The organism is Mesorhizobium sp. M0898 (genome assembly GCF_040319695.1).
GTDB lineage: Bacteria > Pseudomonadota > Alphaproteobacteria > Rhizobiales > Rhizobiaceae > Mesorhizobium.
The window spans coordinates 1-14,322 of record NZ_JAMYOE010000078.1 but is presented as its reverse complement, the minus strand read 5'-3'; the positions used below and the strand labels follow the sequence as shown (position 1 = coordinate 14,322).

The window sequence follows — 14,322 nt, the reverse complement described above, 5'->3', positions numbered from 1 at the left end:
CCGGACATATGGACGCAAGCGATCGAAAACGACGCAAAACAACCGTTGCAGGCAGGGCGCCGTCCACATATGGATCCCAGGGTCTCCGCGACGGAGCTTCGCTCCTGCTTCGCCCAGGGATGACGAGGGTGAGGGGTCTCGGCCAGCCTTACGGTCTTGCCTCAGCGCGTCAATTGCTGATTCATCCAAGGCGGTTAGCCGCCTTTTCTCCCGACCTGATTCAACGACCTCGCATAACGATCCAAACGAAAGGACCAAGCCATGGCCACGACGAAACTTCTGAGCGATGCCGAGGTGGAAAAAATCCCGGCGGTCAAGGCGGTATTCGACGACATCCGTGCGACGCGCAAATCCGATTTCGTCAACAATTTCTGGCGCGGGCTGGCCAATGATCCGGCGTCGCTGAAGCGGGTGTGGGAACAGCTCAAGGCGGTGATGGTCGCCGACAGCGCCATCGATCCGCTGACCAAGGAGATGATCTATATCGCCGTCTCGACCGCCAATGGCTGCTCCTATTGCGTCCATTCGCATACGGCGACAGCGCGGGCCAAGGGCATGACCGATGCGCAGCATGGCGAACTGGTCTCGATCATCGGGCTGGCCGGGCAGACCAACCAGATGGTCACCGCGATGCAGATACCGGTCGATCCGCAGTTCGAGGTGCGGTGAGGTGAGGCGCGGCGCCTTCCCTTCTCCCCTTGTGGGAGAAGGTGGCCGAGCGAAGCTCGGTCGGATGAGGGGTGCTGGACGGATCGCGGCCTTGGAGACGTAAGTGCTTCAAATCGCTGGGATTTTCTCCGCCGCGTTTCTTCCAGCACCCCTCATCCGTCTCGGCGCTACGCGCCGATCCACCTTCTCCCACAAGGGGAGAAGGGATGCGCGCTACACCGGCCGATAAACCTTCGCCGCAGTGTTCCAGAAGATATCCGCCTCGGCCGCCGTGCCGTGCTTGCCCACCGCTTCCCGATGCGCCTTGATCAACTCGGCATGGCTGGTCCACAGTTTCTCGATCGGGAAGTTCGAGCCGAACATCAGGTGGTTGCTGCCGAGGATGTCGATGGCGTTGTCGACGATATAGCCGATCAGCGCCGGGTCGTTGCGGTGGACGAAGGTGCCGAGGCCGGACAGCTTTGCATAGAGGTTGGGCGCCGCTGACAGCGTGCGCAGGCCTGCCTTCCAGGCCTCGGTGGTTTCGGGCTCCATGTCGGTCAGCATGCCGGCGTGGGTGAGAATGAAATTGGTCTCGGGGTTCTCGCCGACGAGCGTCAGCCCATCCTTCATCTGGGCGGGGAAAAGCTGCAGGTCGAAGGACAGGCCGTAATGCTTGAGCCGCGCGACATTGGCCCGCACCTTCGGGTCGATGACTTGATCGGCCGAGGCGGCGAAGCGGAAGGCCGGCGTTTGGTGCCAGTGCAGCTGCATGCGCACGCCGCGCAGCAGAGGGTATTTGATCAGCCGGTCGATCCGGGAACGCACGTCGTCCACGGTCATGTCGGCATAGCCGACGATGGCGTGCGGCCAGCCGGTTTCTTCCGCGGTCTTCTGCAGGAACGCGACCTCGTTCTCGAAATCCTCCTTGGCCCAGTTGGTCTGGACATAGACCGCCTTCTCGACGCCCGAGCCTTGCTGGTCGGCGAGGAATTCCTCGATCGGATAGTCGCGGCGGATCGGCTCGTAAGGGCCAAAGATGCGCGGCACCATCGGCCCGACCAGCCATGGCTGGTCCTTTTGGCGCCAGATGTGGAAATGCGCGTCGATCGCCTTCTGCATCACGAAACCCTCTTCCAGATTGCCGCGGCCGCCGGGGCGGGGCGGGCGAGCGACAGGATGAACTCTGTGAGGCCCGCGATGGACGAGCCGTCGACCAGGTCGTCGAGCACCGGCAGGATGGCGCGAAGTGCTGCCGTGGCCGGCCGAAAACGCGGATCGCCGGCCAGCGGCGTCGCCAGCGAAAGCCGAAAGGCGCGGGCGCTCAGCCGGCGCATCGCGGTCTCCAGCTCGGCATGATCGCCGCGCTCCAGGGCGTCGGACAGGATGATGATCGCCGCCCCGCGCGCAAAAGCGGAGAAGCGCGGCACCGATAGAAACGCGAGCAGCGTCGGTCCCATGCGGGTGCCGCCGTCCCAGTCGTCGACCTGGGCAGCGGCGCGGGCCAGCGCCTGATTGCGGTCGCGAATGGGCAGCGCCGAGGTGATACGGGTCAGCCGTGTGCCGAAAGTGAAGACCTCCGCCCGGTCGGCGCCTTGCACCGCCGCATGCGCCAGCTTGAGATAGTCCGATGTGTAGAGCTTCATCGAGCCGGACACGTCGATCAGCATGAGAAGCTTGCGCGGCACTGTCTGCCGCCGGCGCAGCAGCGGCGAGGGGATATCGCCGTCGGCACTGACGATTTCGCGCAGCGAGCGGCGCAGGTCGAGCTTGCCGCGGGCATTCGTGCGCACGGTGCGGAAGGAGCGGCGCGCGGGCAAAGCGGTGGCGAGCTTGCGGCGGAAGGCGGCAAGCCCGTCGCTGTCGCGCTGGAACTCGCGGACGCTCAACTGTTCGCTGGCCGAAGACAGTTCGCCGCCTTCCTCCTGGCGGAGCACTTCGATTTCCTCTTCGCTCGTTCCGCCATCGTCCTTGATCCGGGTTTCCTCGTCGGCCTCGCCTTCGACCAGCGCCGCGGCGTCCCCATAGAAATGGCTCCGGAAATGCGCCTCGAATTCGTCGCGGCGGTCGGGCGGCGGCGCCAGCGTGGCGAGGGCCGCTTCGCGGATGTCGGCCATCGAACGGGGACCGAGCAGGGTTACTGCCTGCATGAAGCCGGAGACCTGCTCCGGCGCGACAGCAAAGCCATAGCGGCGGAGCAGCCGGGCGAAGCCGAGGAACGGCGTGGTCGCACGGGGCAAACTTTCCGGACGCATCATTCCTTCGCGCCCCCCTCTGTCCTGCCGGACATCTCCCCCTCAAGGGGGGAGATCAGACATCTCGCCGGCTTTCGCCAATCTTCAACGTTGCAGAATTGAGCGGAGCGCCCAAGCTGCCAATCTCCCCCCTTGAGGGGGAGATGTCCGGCAGGACAGAGGGGGGCGCTGTCCCGCCAGCGTCGCGCACTAGCCCTGGGGTATCGCGCTAGCGCGCTTCGATCGTGCATCACGCCAGCGCCTCCTCGACAATCTTGCCGAGCTCGGGCGCGATGCAGGAAAGGTCCTCCTCATCCTTGATCAGCACGCCGATGGCGCGGCGGAAGGCTTCCGGCCAGGGGCTGCCGCCCTTTTCGAGGATGGTGGCGGCGTTGGCCCATTCGACCGCCTCGGCGATGCCTGGCGGCTTGGCCAGCGGACGCGCGCGGATGTCGCGCACGGCGGAAGCCACGGCGCGGGCCGTGGCCTCGGCGACGTCGCCGGCGCGCAGCATGATGATCTCGGCCTCGCGAATGGCGTCGGGATAGGTGATCCAGTGATAGACGCAGCGCCGCCGCAGCGCTTCCGCCAGTTCACGGGTGCGGTTCGAGGTCAGGATGACGATCGGCTGCGCCGTCGCGCGAATGGTGCCGCGCTCGGGAATACTGATTTGGAAATCGGACAGGAATTCCAACAGCAGCGCTTCGAATTCATGGTCGGACCGGTCGATTTCGTCGACCAGCAGCACGCGTTTTTCCGGTGCCTTCAGCACCTGCAGCAGCGGCCGCGCGATAAGGAAACGGTCGTCATAGATGTCGACCTCGTGCTCGCCGGCATGGCGGATGGCGAGCAGCTGGCGCTGGTAGTTCCACTCGTATAGCGCATGTGCGGCGTCGATGCCTTCATAGCATTGCAGCCGCACCAGATCGCGCCCGAGCAGTTCGGCTATCGCCTTCGCCGCTTCGGTCTTGCCGACGCCGGGCGCGCCTTCGAGCAGCAGCGGCTTGCCCAGCCGGATCGCCAGGAAGATTGCGGTGGCCAGGCTTTCATCGGCGAGATAGTGCGAGGCGGCGAGGCGGGACGCCACCGCCTCCGGCGAGGTCGCGACTGTCTCTGCGCTTGAAGTCCGGGCGCTTCTCTTGGGCATTTCCAGCACTCAGTTCGGGGCTTGCGCCTTCAGCGCCCGCAGGATGCGCTCCGGCGTGATCGGCAGCGTGTCGATGCGCACGCCCACGGCGTCGAAGACGGCATTGGCGACCGCCGGGATCTGCGGGTTGGCGCACATTTCGCCCGGCCCCTTGGCGCCATACGGCCCGTCCGCCGAGGGCCGTTCCAGCACGATGATCTCGGTTTGCGCGAGATCGCCAGGACCCGGCATCAGATATTGGTTGAAGTCGGTGCCGCCATGATCGCGGTTGGGATAATAGGGCTCGGTCGTTTCGTAGAGCGCATGGCTGATGCCCATCCACGAGCCGCCGACGAGTTGCTGCTCGACCATTTTCGGGTTCAGCGCGCGGCCGATCTCGAACACGTTCTTCACCGTCAGCACGGTGACCTCGCCGGTCTCGTCGTCGACTTCGACATCGGCCACTGTGCAGGCGTGCGCATAGCAGGTCGAGGGCTTCATCGCGCCGGTCTCTTTCTCCGGATAGGAGCGCGGGATCAAAAACATGCCGCGGCCGGAAATCGAACGGCCGCGCTTGAAATGCGCCGACAGCGCGACATCGAAGATCGAGATCGATTTCTGCGGCGCGCCCTTGACCAGGATGTTGCCCTGGCCATCGGTCTCGAGGTCCGAGGCATTCACCTCCAGCTCCTCGGCCGCCACTTCCAGCATCACCTGGCGGGCTTCCCTGGCCGCCTGGATGACGGCGTTGCCGGCGCGGTGCGTGCCGCGCGAGGCGAAGGTGCCCATGCAGTGCGGGCCGGTGTCGGTGTCGGCGGTGTCGACGACGACACGGTCGGTCGGCACGCCGATCGTCTCGGCGCAGATCTGCGCCATGATCTGCTTCATGCCCTGGCCGAGGTCGACGCTCGACAGCGTGACCATGAAATTGCCGGTCGGCGTCGAATGCACCAGCGCCTGCGTCGGGTCGCCGCCGAGATTCATGCCGGTCGGATAATTGATCGCGGCGACTCCGCGTCCGCGCCTGATCGCCATCTCAAACTCCCTTCGCGTAAGACGACATCGCCATGAATTTTTCTGCCACCGGCCAGTTGGCGGCGCGCGAGGCTTCCTGCATGCACTCGATCAGCGCAGCACCCTCGGTCGGCTGCCGATGTGCTTTCATGTCGCCATCGCGATAGGCGTTGATGAAACGGAATTCGAGCGGGTCCATGCCGATCAGCCGGGCGAGCTTGTCCATCTGTACCTCTAGCGCGAAATCGCCAATCGTCACGCCGAAGCCACGCATCGCCGAGGACGGGGTGCGGTTGGTGTAGACGCAGTAGGTGTCGATCCAGACATTCGGGATCGTATACGGGCCGGGATAATGCCCGGCGCCCTTCTGCGCGCCGTAGGGCGAATGGCGCGAATAGGCGCCGGCGTCGGTGTAGCCGGTCACTTTGCGCGCGACGATGCGGCCGTCGTTCATGACGCCGTCCTTGATGACGACTTTCTCGGCGGCGCGCGGCGAGGAAATCTGCATCTCTTCCTCGCGGCTGTAGATAAAACAGACCGGTCGTCCTGTTATTTTGGCGCCAAGGATGGCAATCGGCTCGACGATGACGTCGACCTTGCCGCCAAAGCCGCCGCCGACAGTGCCGCCGACGAAATGCAGCTTGTTGCCGGGCATCTGCAGGATGATCGAGGCGTTATCGAGAGTGAAGAACATCGCCTGCGTGTTGGTGTAGCAGGTGAAGCGGTCGTTGCCCTCCGGCGCGACGATGCAGCCGGTCGTTTCGGTCGGCGCATGCTCGATCGGTGAAGACTGGTAGGTCTGTTCGAGCACGTGGTCGGCCTCGGCGAAGCCTGCCTCGACATCGCCGAAGCGCACCTTGCGGCATTCGCCGCTATCGTAGAGGTAATAATTCCGGCCGTGATATTCGTTGACGATCGGCGCGCCGGGCTTCAGCGCTTCGTCCATGTCGAAGACAGCCGGCAGCACTTCGTAGTCGACCTTGACCTTGGCGGCGGCTTCCTGGGCGGCGCGCTCGGTCTCGGCCAGCACCGCCACCACCGCCTCGCCCTTCCAGCGCACCTTGCCGTCGGCCAGCACCGTCTCGTCCTCCGGCCCGATCTGGATCAGGATCAGGATGGTGTAGACATTGTGCGGCACATCCTTGGCGGTCAGCACCTTGACGACGCCGGGGTGCTTTTCCGCCTCTGACGTATCGATGCTGCGGATGCGGGCGTGATGATGCGGGCTGCGCACCATCTTCAGGTGCAGCATGCCGGGAAAATTGCGGTCGGCGAAATAGGCGGTCTTGCCGGTGACATGGCCGGGCGAATCCGAACGCGGCCGCGGCTGGCCGATCTCGTGCAGATCGTCCTTGCGCTGGTCGGCAAAGTAGCTCTTGCGGAGTTCCATCTTTTTGACTCCCCTCAAGCCGCGTTCTGAGAATTGGAGCACGCGGCGGTCAGCACCGCCTGGATGATCGGTTCGTAGCCGGTGCAGCGGCAGATATTGCCCGACAGTGCCTCGACCACATCCTCGCGGCTGGGGTTCGGGGTTTGGTCGAGCAGCACCTTGGCGGCCATGATCATGCCCGGCGTGCAGAAACCGCATTGGGTGGCGAAGGCGTCGAGGAAAGCGCGTTGCAGCGGATGCAGCACGCCGCCTTCCGAAAGCCCCGTGGTCGTGGCGATAGTTGCGCCATTGCAGGTCTCGGCCAGCGTCAGGCAGGACAGCCTGAGCTCGCCGTCGATGATGACCGAGCAGGCGCCGCAGGTGCCTTGATGGCAGCCGCCCTTTGGCGAGGTGTCGCCGATCTTGTCGCGCAACGCATGAAGCAGCGTCGTGCCGCTGTCGATGAACTCGGCTTTCTCCGCACCATTGAGCGTGAACTGAACCGGGACCTTTGCCATCTTTTTACTCCTTGCGCCACAGCCAGGCGGACATACGCGCCACGGTCTTTCAGGCGAGCAGCAGCCGGCCGAGATGGACCGGCAGGACTTCGTTGCGATACCAGGCGCTGGCGATCGGATCGGTTGGCGGCGAAGTGCCGTGGCGGGCAGCGGCCAGTGCCGGTGCGATGCCGTCGCTGCTGAGTTTGCGGCCAATCAAGGCTTTCTCCGCCGCCCTGGCACGGATCGGCCGGTCGGCCATGCAGCCGAACGCGATCCGCGCTGACGACACGGTGCCGTCCGGCGCGTGCTCCAGCACGGTCGCGATGCTCAGCACCGAAATGCCCTTTGGCTTGACCCTCGACACTTTCAGGAAGCGAAAGCCGCCTTCCTTCGGAAGCGTGAAGCCGACCGCAGTGACGATGGCGTGGTTGCTTTCGCGTTTCGCCAGGAAGGTTTCGATCGGCAGCTCGCCGTCATCGGTGCTGACAGTTGCATCCAAAGCCAGCAGCGCAACGGTGAAATCGCCGTAAGGCGTTGGCGCGAAGAGATTGCCGCCGACGCTCGCCATGTTGCGGATCGCCGGGCCGCCGACGGCGCGCGCGGCGTGGGCCAGCGGGATGAGATCCGGGTGACGGGCGACCGCCGCCATGGTCACCGAAGCGCCGATGCGGACCTCGCCGCCGGAGACGGTGATGGCCGACAACGCCGGGTCGGTCGACCTGACGAAACCGGAGATCGACACGTCGCCTTCATTGACGGCGCGCACGACCAGCGTGCCGCCACCGAGATAGCGGGCGCCGGCGGCTTTCAGCGCCGCGCCGGCGTCCTTCACCGTCGGGAAAGTCTGCAATGCAAGCGTCATGGAACGCTCCCTTTACGCCTGGCTCTGGCCGGCAAAATGGGCCTTCAGGGCGTTGAAGCCGCCCTGGAAGACGTTGGCGCCCATGCCTTCGGCCAGCTTGTCGGCTTCCTCTGGGGGCGCGTCGAAGCTGGCGGTCCATTCGGCATAGGTGCGGTCGCCGTCGGTCACCCGCCGCAACTGCAGCGTCGCCTTGTGGTTGGTCAGCGGCTGCGGCGTCTCCAGGATGGCGTAGCTGACGAGGAAGTTCTCGTCGGAGAAGTCGAGCAGCTTTTCGCGGAGGCGGGCGCCGCTGGCGAGCTGGAAATTGCGCACGCAGCCGATCGTGCCGGCATCCTTGCCGTCCTCGATATGGCTTTCGACCATGCGCGGGTGCCAGGTCGGCAGGCCGTTGAAGTCGCGTATGCGCGCCCAGACCTTTTCGACCGGCGCGTCGATGACGCTGGAGATGGTGACTTTCGCCATTGAACGTTCCCTCGCAACTCAGCTGCCTGGGAGGGTAGGGCGGCAGGCTCGGCGGCGCTTATCAATGCGTCTTGAACGCCTATCAAATAGTCTGAAAAACGGGCGCTCAGCTGATCGCCCGCGCCGCTTCGCGGTAAAGCGTCGGCGGGACGCCGACATGGTCGCGGAAGAAGCGCGAGAAATTGCCTTGCGTGGTGAAGCCGAGATTGCAGGCGACCGAGATCAGCGGCTCCTGCGACCACTGCAACTGCCGCACGGCTTCCTCCATGCGCAGCGTGTTCCAATAGACGTTGGGCGTCAGATTGGTCTGTTCCTTGAACAGGGCGAAGAAATGCGGCCGCGACAGGCCGACGCTGCGCGCCACGTCGTCGAAGCAGATGCGCTCGCAGACATTGGCTTTCATCAGCTGGATCGCCTTGCGGACGCGGAAATCCTGCATGGTGTTGATGCGGGTGCGCACCGTCTGCGGTGCGGAGGCATCGGCCGCATCGAGCACGCTGTCGATGAAGCGCTCGATCTCGTAATTGGCGATGTCGTCGATGCTCTCATTGTCGCTGAGATGGTCGAGGAGGTTGGCCGCTGCCTTGTGCAGCCAAGGCTCGAGCGTGATCGCCGGGGCGGAGAACAGCGGCGCGGCGGAAGGCAGCTCGCGGCGTTTCCGTGCCCAGTCCGGATCGATGTAAAAGGCGAGGAACAGGCCGGGCGTGCCGTCGCGGGAGAGAGCGTGGCTGTGCGGCTGGAAGGAATTGATGCCGGCGGCGGTGCCCGGTCCAAGCCGCACCGTCTCGCGGCCGATGGTCATCTCGCCGGCGGTGCCTTCCAGCCAGATGATGATATGCGCCTCGACATGGGCGTGGGTGACGAAGTCGCTGGCGACGTTCAGGACAGAAACATGTCCGAACCGGCCCCAGTAGAGCCTGATCGCTTCCGTCATGGGTATATCCTCCCGCAGGCGACTGGCCTCCCTTCGCCTGCTGCGAGCGATTGTGCGGCGCAGTTCGGGCTTGCGTCAAGACGGATGTGTACGTCCGGGCGCCGGCCATGCGCCGCAGCGGCGGATTATCAGACCCGGCGATAGGAGCGCGTCCCCTTCTCCCCTGTGGGAGAAGGTGGATCGGCGCGCTAGCGCCGAGACGGTTGAGGGGTGCTGGAAGAAATGAGGCGATGCCAAACTGGAGCACCCCTCATCCGTCGCCTTCGGCGACACCTTCTCCCACAAGGGGAGAAGGGGGAGGCTGCGCTTGAACGTCAGTCGTTGCGCCTGAAATTGCGGATGCGGTCGAACAGCACGGCGAGCAGGATGGCGCCGCCGATGAACACGCCTTGCCAGAAGGCATTGATGCCGAGCAGGCCGAGGCTGTTGCGGATGACCTCGATCAGCGCCGCGCCGACGACCGCGCCGAAGGCTGTGCCCATGCCGCCGGCCAGGTTGGCGCCGCCGATGACGGTGGCGGCGATCACCTGAAGCTCCATGCCGTTGCCGAGATTGGTGGTGACCGCGCCCAGCCAGCCGGTCTGGATGATGCCGGCAAGGCCAGCCGCCATTGCCGAGATCATGTAGACGACGACCTTGATCTGGCGCACCGGAACGCCGGTCAGCGTTGCCGCATGCTCGTTGCCGCCGATGGCGAAGATGTGCCGGCCGAATTTCGTCCAGCGCAGCACAAAGCCGGTGATCAACGCCAGCACGATCATGTAAAGCACCGGATTGGCGATGCCGAACACCCAGGCGCCGCCGCCCAGCGCCAGCAGCTTGTCGTGATCCGGCCCGAACTGGAAGACGACGGTGTTGTTGGAGGCGACCATGGCTAGGCTGCGCGCAATCGACAGCATGCCGAGCGTCACCACGAAAGGCGGAAAGCCGAGATAGGCGATCAGAACCCCGTTGAAGGCGCCGATGATCAGCGCTGTGGCGATCGCAGCGCCAATGCCGATCTCAATGCCGTAGCCGGCATGCATGGTCACGGCCAGCACCATCGAGCACAGGCAAAGCACCGAGCCGACCGACAGGTCGATACCGCCGGTGATGATGACGAAGGTCATGCCGAGCGCCACGATGGCGACGAAGGTGACGTTGCGGGTGATGTTGTAGAGGTTCTTCGTCGTGGCGAAGGAATCCGTGGCCACCGACAGGAACAGGCAGGCGAGGATGACCGCGATCACCACCCAGAAGGTCTGGCTGGCAAACACCTTGCTCAGCATGGTGTGCTGCTTGTGCGCGATCGTCTGATCAAGGGTGACTGCCATTATCGACCTTTTTTACTCATAGTTGAGGCGTCAATCATACCTGTTCGATGGCGCCGGTGATGAGCCCGGTGACTTCTTCCGGCGAACTCGATGCGATCGTCTTGTCGGCGACCTTGCGGCCGCGCCGCATGACGATGACGCGGTCGGCGACGTCAAAGACGTCGGGCATGCGATGGCTGATCAGCACGACGGCGATGCCCTGGTCGCGCAAATGGCGGATCAGGTTCAGCACCTCGGCGACCTGGCGCACCGAGATCGCCGCCGTCGGCTCGTCCATCAGCACGATCTTGGCCTGCGAAAGCATGGTGCGGGCGATCGCCACCGCCTGCCGCTGGCCGCCCGACATTTGCTTGACCAGGTCGCGCGGGCGGGTTTCGGATTTCAGCTCGGCGAAGATCTGGCCGGCACGCTTGTACATCGCCGCATAGTCGAGGATGCGAAGCGGCCCGAGGCCGCGGCGCAATTCACGGCCGAGATAGACGTTGGCGGCGGCCGTCAGATTGTTGCACAGTGCCAGGTCCTGATGGACGATTTCGATGCCGTGCTGGCGCGCCTCGACCGGCTTGTGCAGGATCAGCTCCTTGCCGTCCATTTGCATCGTGCCATGGCTCGGCGGGAAATTGCCGGCGATCATCTTGACCAGCGTCGACTTGCCGGCGCCGTTGTCGCCCATCAGGCCGACAACCTGTCCGGCCTCGATCGACAACGAAACGTCGTTGACCGCCTGGATGGCGCCAAAATGCTTCGAGATGTTGGTGAGTTCGAGAACCGCCACCAGCCTTCTTGCCTCCCCGTGCTTTGCGGCCTGCGGTTCTGCCGCGGCCTTTCGCTCTCCCCAGTTCCTCCCGGAAGCAGCGATTTTGCCCATTTACGCATAAGCCTCCTTGGCGTCAACCACGGCTTCTTTCGAAAAATCAGTTTTGTAGGACAAATAGCATTGACGTCGGTGACAAGGCGATATTAGCTAAGTGTCGGAGGAGCTTGCGCCGAGCCCCGGGTTGCCGGAAGGAATCGGTGAGGGTTTGTCGGTCAGGGATTTGGTAACCAGCGATATCTGTCGGTGCCGGTCTGAGACTGAATATGAAAATGCTTATCGACCTGGCTTGGCGACACGAGTGCGACGTCCTCTGTCATCTTGCTCCGGGTCGATCTGTGTGTGGCGGGCACGCCGTGTCCGTTTGTTTCAAAGGGAGGACTGACATGAGGAAATCACTATTGCTCGCTGCCGCTGCCGCTGCCGTCATGGCGTTGGGTGCCGGGCCGGCTATGGCCAAGAAACAGCTCGTCATCGTCGTGAAGGGTCTCGACAATCCATTCTTCGAGGCCATCCACCAGGGTTGCGAGAAATGGAACAAGGAAAACGCCAGCTCGGAATATGAGTGCTTCTACACCGGACCGGCATCGACCTCGGATGAGGCCGGTGAAGCCCAGATCGTCCAGGACATGCTGAGCAAGCCCGATACGGTGGCAATGGCGATTTCGCCGTCCAACGCGCCGCTGATCGCGCAGACGATCAAAAGCGCCAATCCGTCGATCCCGATCATGACCCTCGACGCCGACCTCAGCAAGGAAGATGCGGCGCTGCGCAAGACCTATCTCGGCACCGACAACTACCTGATGGGTCACAAGATCGGCGAATACATCAAGAAGGCCAAGCCGAATGGCGGCAAGATCTGCACCATCGAAGGCAATCCGGCCGCCGACAACATCCTGCGCCGCGCGCAGGGCATGCGTGACGCGCTGTCGGGCAAGGACGGCCTCGCGGCGCTGGCGGGCGAAGGCGGCTGGACGGAAGTTGCCGGCTGCCCGGTGTTCACCAATGACGACGGCGCCAAGGGCGTGCAGGCGATGACCGACATCCTCGCCGCCAATCCCGATCTCGACGCCTTCGGCATCATGGGCGGCTGGCCGCTGTTCGGCGCTCCGCAGCCCTACCGCGACCTGTTCAAGCCGATGGCTGACAAGATCGCCAGCAACGCCTTCGTCATCGGCGCCGCCGACACGATCGGCGACGAGGTGGCGATTGCCCGTGACGGACTGGTGACCGCGCTGGTTGGCCAGCGGCCGTTCGAGATGGGCTACAAGGCGCCCTCGGTGATGATCGACCTGGTCGGCGGCAAGCCGGTCGCCGATCCGGTGTTCACCGGCCTCGACGAATGCACCAAGGACACCGTCGACACCTGCATCCAGAAGTAGGTTCGCAATTTCGGGGCGCCCTTCGACGGGCGCCCCGTTCGCACTGTCCATACAAAACGCACGAGGCGACGCTGCTTTGGAGCGTAGGCCGCTGCTTTGCCGTGCCCTGAGTTCAGGCTTTCGACAAGCAGCTGCCGGGGAATACCAATGCCGGACGCGACATCAAAAAAGCGACCCGCCAAATTCAAGGCAGAGGCTGAGCGGCCGGCCGGCGTTCGGCGTGCCGACGCCGCACACTTTCCCGGCTCGAGCGTGCATGCCTCGCTCGCCAATGAAATCGGGCTCAGGATCGTGCGCGGCGACTATCCGCCGGGAACCATCCTGCCCAACGAAGCCAAATGGTCGGAGACCTTCGACGTCAGCCGCTCGGCGGTGCGCGAAGCCATAAAAATGCTGATGGCGAAGAGCCTGCTGGCGTCACGCCCGAAGATCGGCAGCTGGGTCGAGCCGAAGGAGCGCTGGAACCTGCTCGATCGCGACGTGCTGGCCTGGTATGCGACCTCGCCGGACCGCGAGGTGTTCCTCAGGACCGTGCAGGAATTCCGCCACATCATCGAGCCGGAGGCCAGCGCCTTTGCCGCCATGCGGCGCACCGACGAGCAGATGGCCGAGATCAGCCAGGCCTGCCGCGAGATGGCCGAGGCGACCAATCTGCAGGAGCGAACGCGCGCCGACACGCGATTTCACCTCGCCATCCTGCGGGCCTCGGGCAACGATCTGCTGGTGCCGCTCGGCGTGCTGATCGAATCGGCGCTCGACCATTTGTTCCAGTTCGTCACCCGCGAGACCAGCGATCAGCGGCGGGCGCAGGCACTGCACGAGGCGATCGAGAAGAACATCCGCCTGCAGCGGCCGGTTGCAGCCCGTGCCGCGGTGCACAGGCTTCTCGCCAACACCGACGACGTTATCGGCCGGTCGCGGCGGTGATTTATAACGCAAAGTCCGGCGCCGCCCCTCATCCGGCTGCCGCCACCTTCTCCCCGTATAGTGACGGGGAGAAGGGGCTGGCCGCGATCTTGGCACACTCTTTGCAATGGAAATAGTTGGCGAAATCATCAGCGAAAGCGTCCTTCTCCCCGTCACTATACGGGGAGAAGTGCCCGGCAGGGCGGTTAGGGGCGGCGCTGGCGTTGATTGAAAAATAGTGCGCCGTGCGCATTGCCCATGCGCTTAGATCGTCTGCATTTTTCGCATCCTTGGCCGGCATGACGTCGACACCGTTGAGCTTTGTGCGACCGGGGGCGTATTTTGTTCTTGCTTTGTGCCGGCAGCTATGCTACTAATTTGGGTATGGTGCCAATTGGCTCCAACGATCCGCCCGCCGAGGCGGTTTTTTTGTTTTTGGCTTCTTCCGATCGGAAGTGCGCGTGCTTTGGTGCACAGACTTCTCGCCAATACCGACGTTATCGGCCGGTTTCGGCGCTGATTCGATCGTTTCTCGGCCAACTGCGTGTAAGTCGGGTCAACCAGCAACGAAGGTCGATCATTCCCGTTAGTCGCAAATCGCAAATTTAGGAGATTAGCCGAAACCCTCCCTTCGTCATCCCTGGGCGAAGGAAGGAGCGAAGCGACGCGGCGCAGACCCTGGGATCCATATGTGGACGGCGCCCTGCCTGCAACGGTTGTTTTGCGTCGTTTTCGATCGCTTGCGTCCATATGTCCGG

Annotated in this window: 15 protein-coding genes; 3 read left to right on the top strand and 12 right to left on the bottom strand. The window is 64.0% G+C overall.

The window, feature by feature from the left end; genetic code table 11:
• Window positions 1-261: 261 nt before the first annotated feature.
• Window positions 262-669, top strand: a complete 408-nt coding sequence (locus NKH90_RS33170) for a carboxymuconolactone decarboxylase family protein (protein WP_352542966.1) — start codon at window positions 262-264, stop codon at window positions 667-669.
• A 213-nt stretch (window positions 670-882) separates the two neighbouring features.
• On the opposite strand, the gene NKH90_RS33165 is transcribed toward NKH90_RS33170, so the two are convergent.
• The 11 genes from NKH90_RS33165 to NKH90_RS33115 all read right to left on the bottom strand — a co-directional run bounded on the left by NKH90_RS33165 (window position 883) and on the right by NKH90_RS33115 (window position 11,237).
• Window positions 883-1,770: an amidohydrolase family protein gene (locus tag NKH90_RS33165; protein WP_352823470.1), complete on the bottom strand. Its 888-nt coding sequence runs from the start codon at window positions 1,768-1,770 to the stop codon at window positions 883-885.
• Window positions 1,770-2,906: a vWA domain-containing protein gene (locus NKH90_RS33160; protein ID WP_352823467.1), complete on the bottom strand. Its 1,137-nt coding sequence runs from the start codon at window positions 2,904-2,906 to the stop codon at window positions 1,770-1,772. Before NKH90_RS33160 ends, NKH90_RS33165 begins: the two co-directional genes overlap by 1 nt.
• Before the next feature lie 226 nt (window positions 2,907-3,132).
• On the bottom strand, window positions 3,133-4,029 hold the full coding sequence (locus NKH90_RS33155) for an AAA family ATPase (RefSeq protein WP_352823464.1): 897 nt from the start codon (window positions 4,027-4,029) through the stop codon (window positions 3,133-3,135).
• Between the two features lie 9 nt (window positions 4,030-4,038).
• Entirely contained in the window at window positions 4,039-5,043 is a 1,005-nt protein-coding gene (locus NKH90_RS33150) for a xanthine dehydrogenase family protein molybdopterin-binding subunit (protein WP_352823461.1), read from the bottom strand.
• 1 nt (window position 5,044) lies between these two features.
• A complete protein-coding gene (locus tag NKH90_RS33145) occupies window positions 5,045-6,412 on the bottom strand; it encodes a xanthine dehydrogenase family protein molybdopterin-binding subunit (RefSeq protein WP_352823458.1) in 1,368 nt (455 codons plus the stop codon).
• A 14-nt stretch (window positions 6,413-6,426) separates the two neighbouring features.
• Window positions 6,427-6,909, bottom strand: coding sequence for a (2Fe-2S)-binding protein (locus NKH90_RS33140; protein WP_352823455.1), 483 nt, complete (start codon window positions 6,907-6,909; stop codon window positions 6,427-6,429).
• A 49-nt stretch (window positions 6,910-6,958) separates the two neighbouring features.
• Window positions 6,959-7,753: an FAD binding domain-containing protein gene (locus tag NKH90_RS33135; protein WP_352823452.1), complete on the bottom strand. Its 795-nt coding sequence runs from the start codon at window positions 7,751-7,753 to the stop codon at window positions 6,959-6,961.
• Window positions 7,754-7,765: 12 nt separating this feature from the next.
• On the bottom strand, window positions 7,766-8,215 hold the full coding sequence (locus NKH90_RS33130; protein WP_352684795.1) for an SRPBCC family protein: 450 nt from the start codon (window positions 8,213-8,215) through the stop codon (window positions 7,766-7,768).
• A gap of 106 nt (window positions 8,216-8,321) precedes the next feature.
• On the bottom strand, window positions 8,322-9,149 hold the full coding sequence (locus NKH90_RS33125; RefSeq protein WP_023675803.1) for an AraC family transcriptional regulator: 828 nt from the start codon (window positions 9,147-9,149) through the stop codon (window positions 8,322-8,324).
• Window positions 9,150-9,463: 314 nt separating this feature from the next.
• On the bottom strand, window positions 9,464-10,462 hold the full coding sequence (locus NKH90_RS33120; protein WP_352823447.1) for an ABC transporter permease: 999 nt from the start codon (window positions 10,460-10,462) through the stop codon (window positions 9,464-9,466).
• A gap of 34 nt (window positions 10,463-10,496) precedes the next feature.
• Window positions 10,497-11,237 (bottom strand): ATP-binding cassette domain-containing protein, encoded by a 741-nt coding sequence (locus NKH90_RS33115; protein WP_023675804.1) that lies wholly within the window; start codon window positions 11,235-11,237, stop codon window positions 10,497-10,499.
• Between the two features lie 425 nt (window positions 11,238-11,662).
• Between NKH90_RS33115 and NKH90_RS33110 the strand changes: the two genes are divergently transcribed.
• Entirely contained in the window at window positions 11,663-12,658 is a 996-nt protein-coding gene (locus NKH90_RS33110; protein ID WP_352823443.1) for a sugar-binding protein, read from the top strand.
• Between the two features lie 147 nt (window positions 12,659-12,805).
• Window positions 12,806-13,585: a FadR/GntR family transcriptional regulator gene (locus tag NKH90_RS33105; RefSeq protein WP_352823440.1), complete on the top strand. Its 780-nt coding sequence runs from the start codon at window positions 12,806-12,808 to the stop codon at window positions 13,583-13,585.
• Window positions 13,586-13,613: 28 nt separating this feature from the next.
• On the opposite strand, the gene NKH90_RS33100 is transcribed toward NKH90_RS33105, so the two are convergent.
• Complete coding sequence (locus NKH90_RS33100) at window positions 13,614-13,865, bottom strand: hypothetical protein (protein ID WP_352823437.1); 252 nt, start codon at window positions 13,863-13,865, stop codon at window positions 13,614-13,616.
• Between the last annotated feature and the right edge of the window lie 457 nt (window positions 13,866-14,322).

What these genes read in the sequence shown, in the direction of transcription:
- NKH90_RS33150 (WP_352823461.1), bottom strand. Translation starts at nt 5,043, where the DNA reads ATGGCGATCAGGCGCGGACGCGGAGTCGCCGCGATCAATTATCCGACC.
- NKH90_RS33140 (WP_352823455.1), bottom strand. Translation starts at nt 6,909, where the DNA reads ATGGCAAAGGTCCCGGTTCAGTTCACGCTCAATGGTGCGGAGAAAGCC.
- NKH90_RS33105 (WP_352823440.1), top strand. Translation starts at nt 12,806, where the DNA reads ATGCCGGACGCGACATCAAAAAAGCGACCCGCCAAATTCAAGGCAGAG.
- NKH90_RS33155 (WP_352823464.1), bottom strand. Translation starts at nt 4,029, where the DNA reads ATGCCCAAGAGAAGCGCCCGGACTTCAAGCGCAGAGACAGTCGCGACC.
- NKH90_RS33170 (WP_352542966.1), top strand. Translation starts at nt 262, where the DNA reads ATGGCCACGACGAAACTTCTGAGCGATGCCGAGGTGGAAAAAATCCCG.
- NKH90_RS33110 (WP_352823443.1), top strand. Translation starts at nt 11,663, where the DNA reads ATGAGGAAATCACTATTGCTCGCTGCCGCTGCCGCTGCCGTCATGGCG.
- NKH90_RS33145 (WP_352823458.1), bottom strand. Translation starts at nt 6,412, where the DNA reads ATGGAACTCCGCAAGAGCTACTTTGCCGACCAGCGCAAGGACGATCTG.
- NKH90_RS33135 (WP_352823452.1), bottom strand. Translation starts at nt 7,753, where the DNA reads ATGACGCTTGCATTGCAGACTTTCCCGACGGTGAAGGACGCCGGCGCG.
- NKH90_RS33125 (WP_023675803.1), bottom strand. Translation starts at nt 9,149, where the DNA reads ATGACGGAAGCGATCAGGCTCTACTGGGGCCGGTTCGGACATGTTTCT.
- NKH90_RS33130 (WP_352684795.1), bottom strand. Translation starts at nt 8,215, where the DNA reads ATGGCGAAAGTCACCATCTCCAGCGTCATCGACGCGCCGGTCGAAAAG.
- NKH90_RS33120 (WP_352823447.1), bottom strand. Translation starts at nt 10,462, where the DNA reads ATGGCAGTCACCCTTGATCAGACGATCGCGCACAAGCAGCACACCATG.
- NKH90_RS33160 (WP_352823467.1), bottom strand. Translation starts at nt 2,906, where the DNA reads ATGATGCGTCCGGAAAGTTTGCCCCGTGCGACCACGCCGTTCCTCGGC.
- NKH90_RS33100 (WP_352823437.1), bottom strand. Translation starts at nt 13,865, where the DNA reads ATGCCGGCCAAGGATGCGAAAAATGCAGACGATCTAAGCGCATGGGCA.
- NKH90_RS33165 (WP_352823470.1), bottom strand. Translation starts at nt 1,770, where the DNA reads ATGCAGAAGGCGATCGACGCGCATTTCCACATCTGGCGCCAAAAGGAC.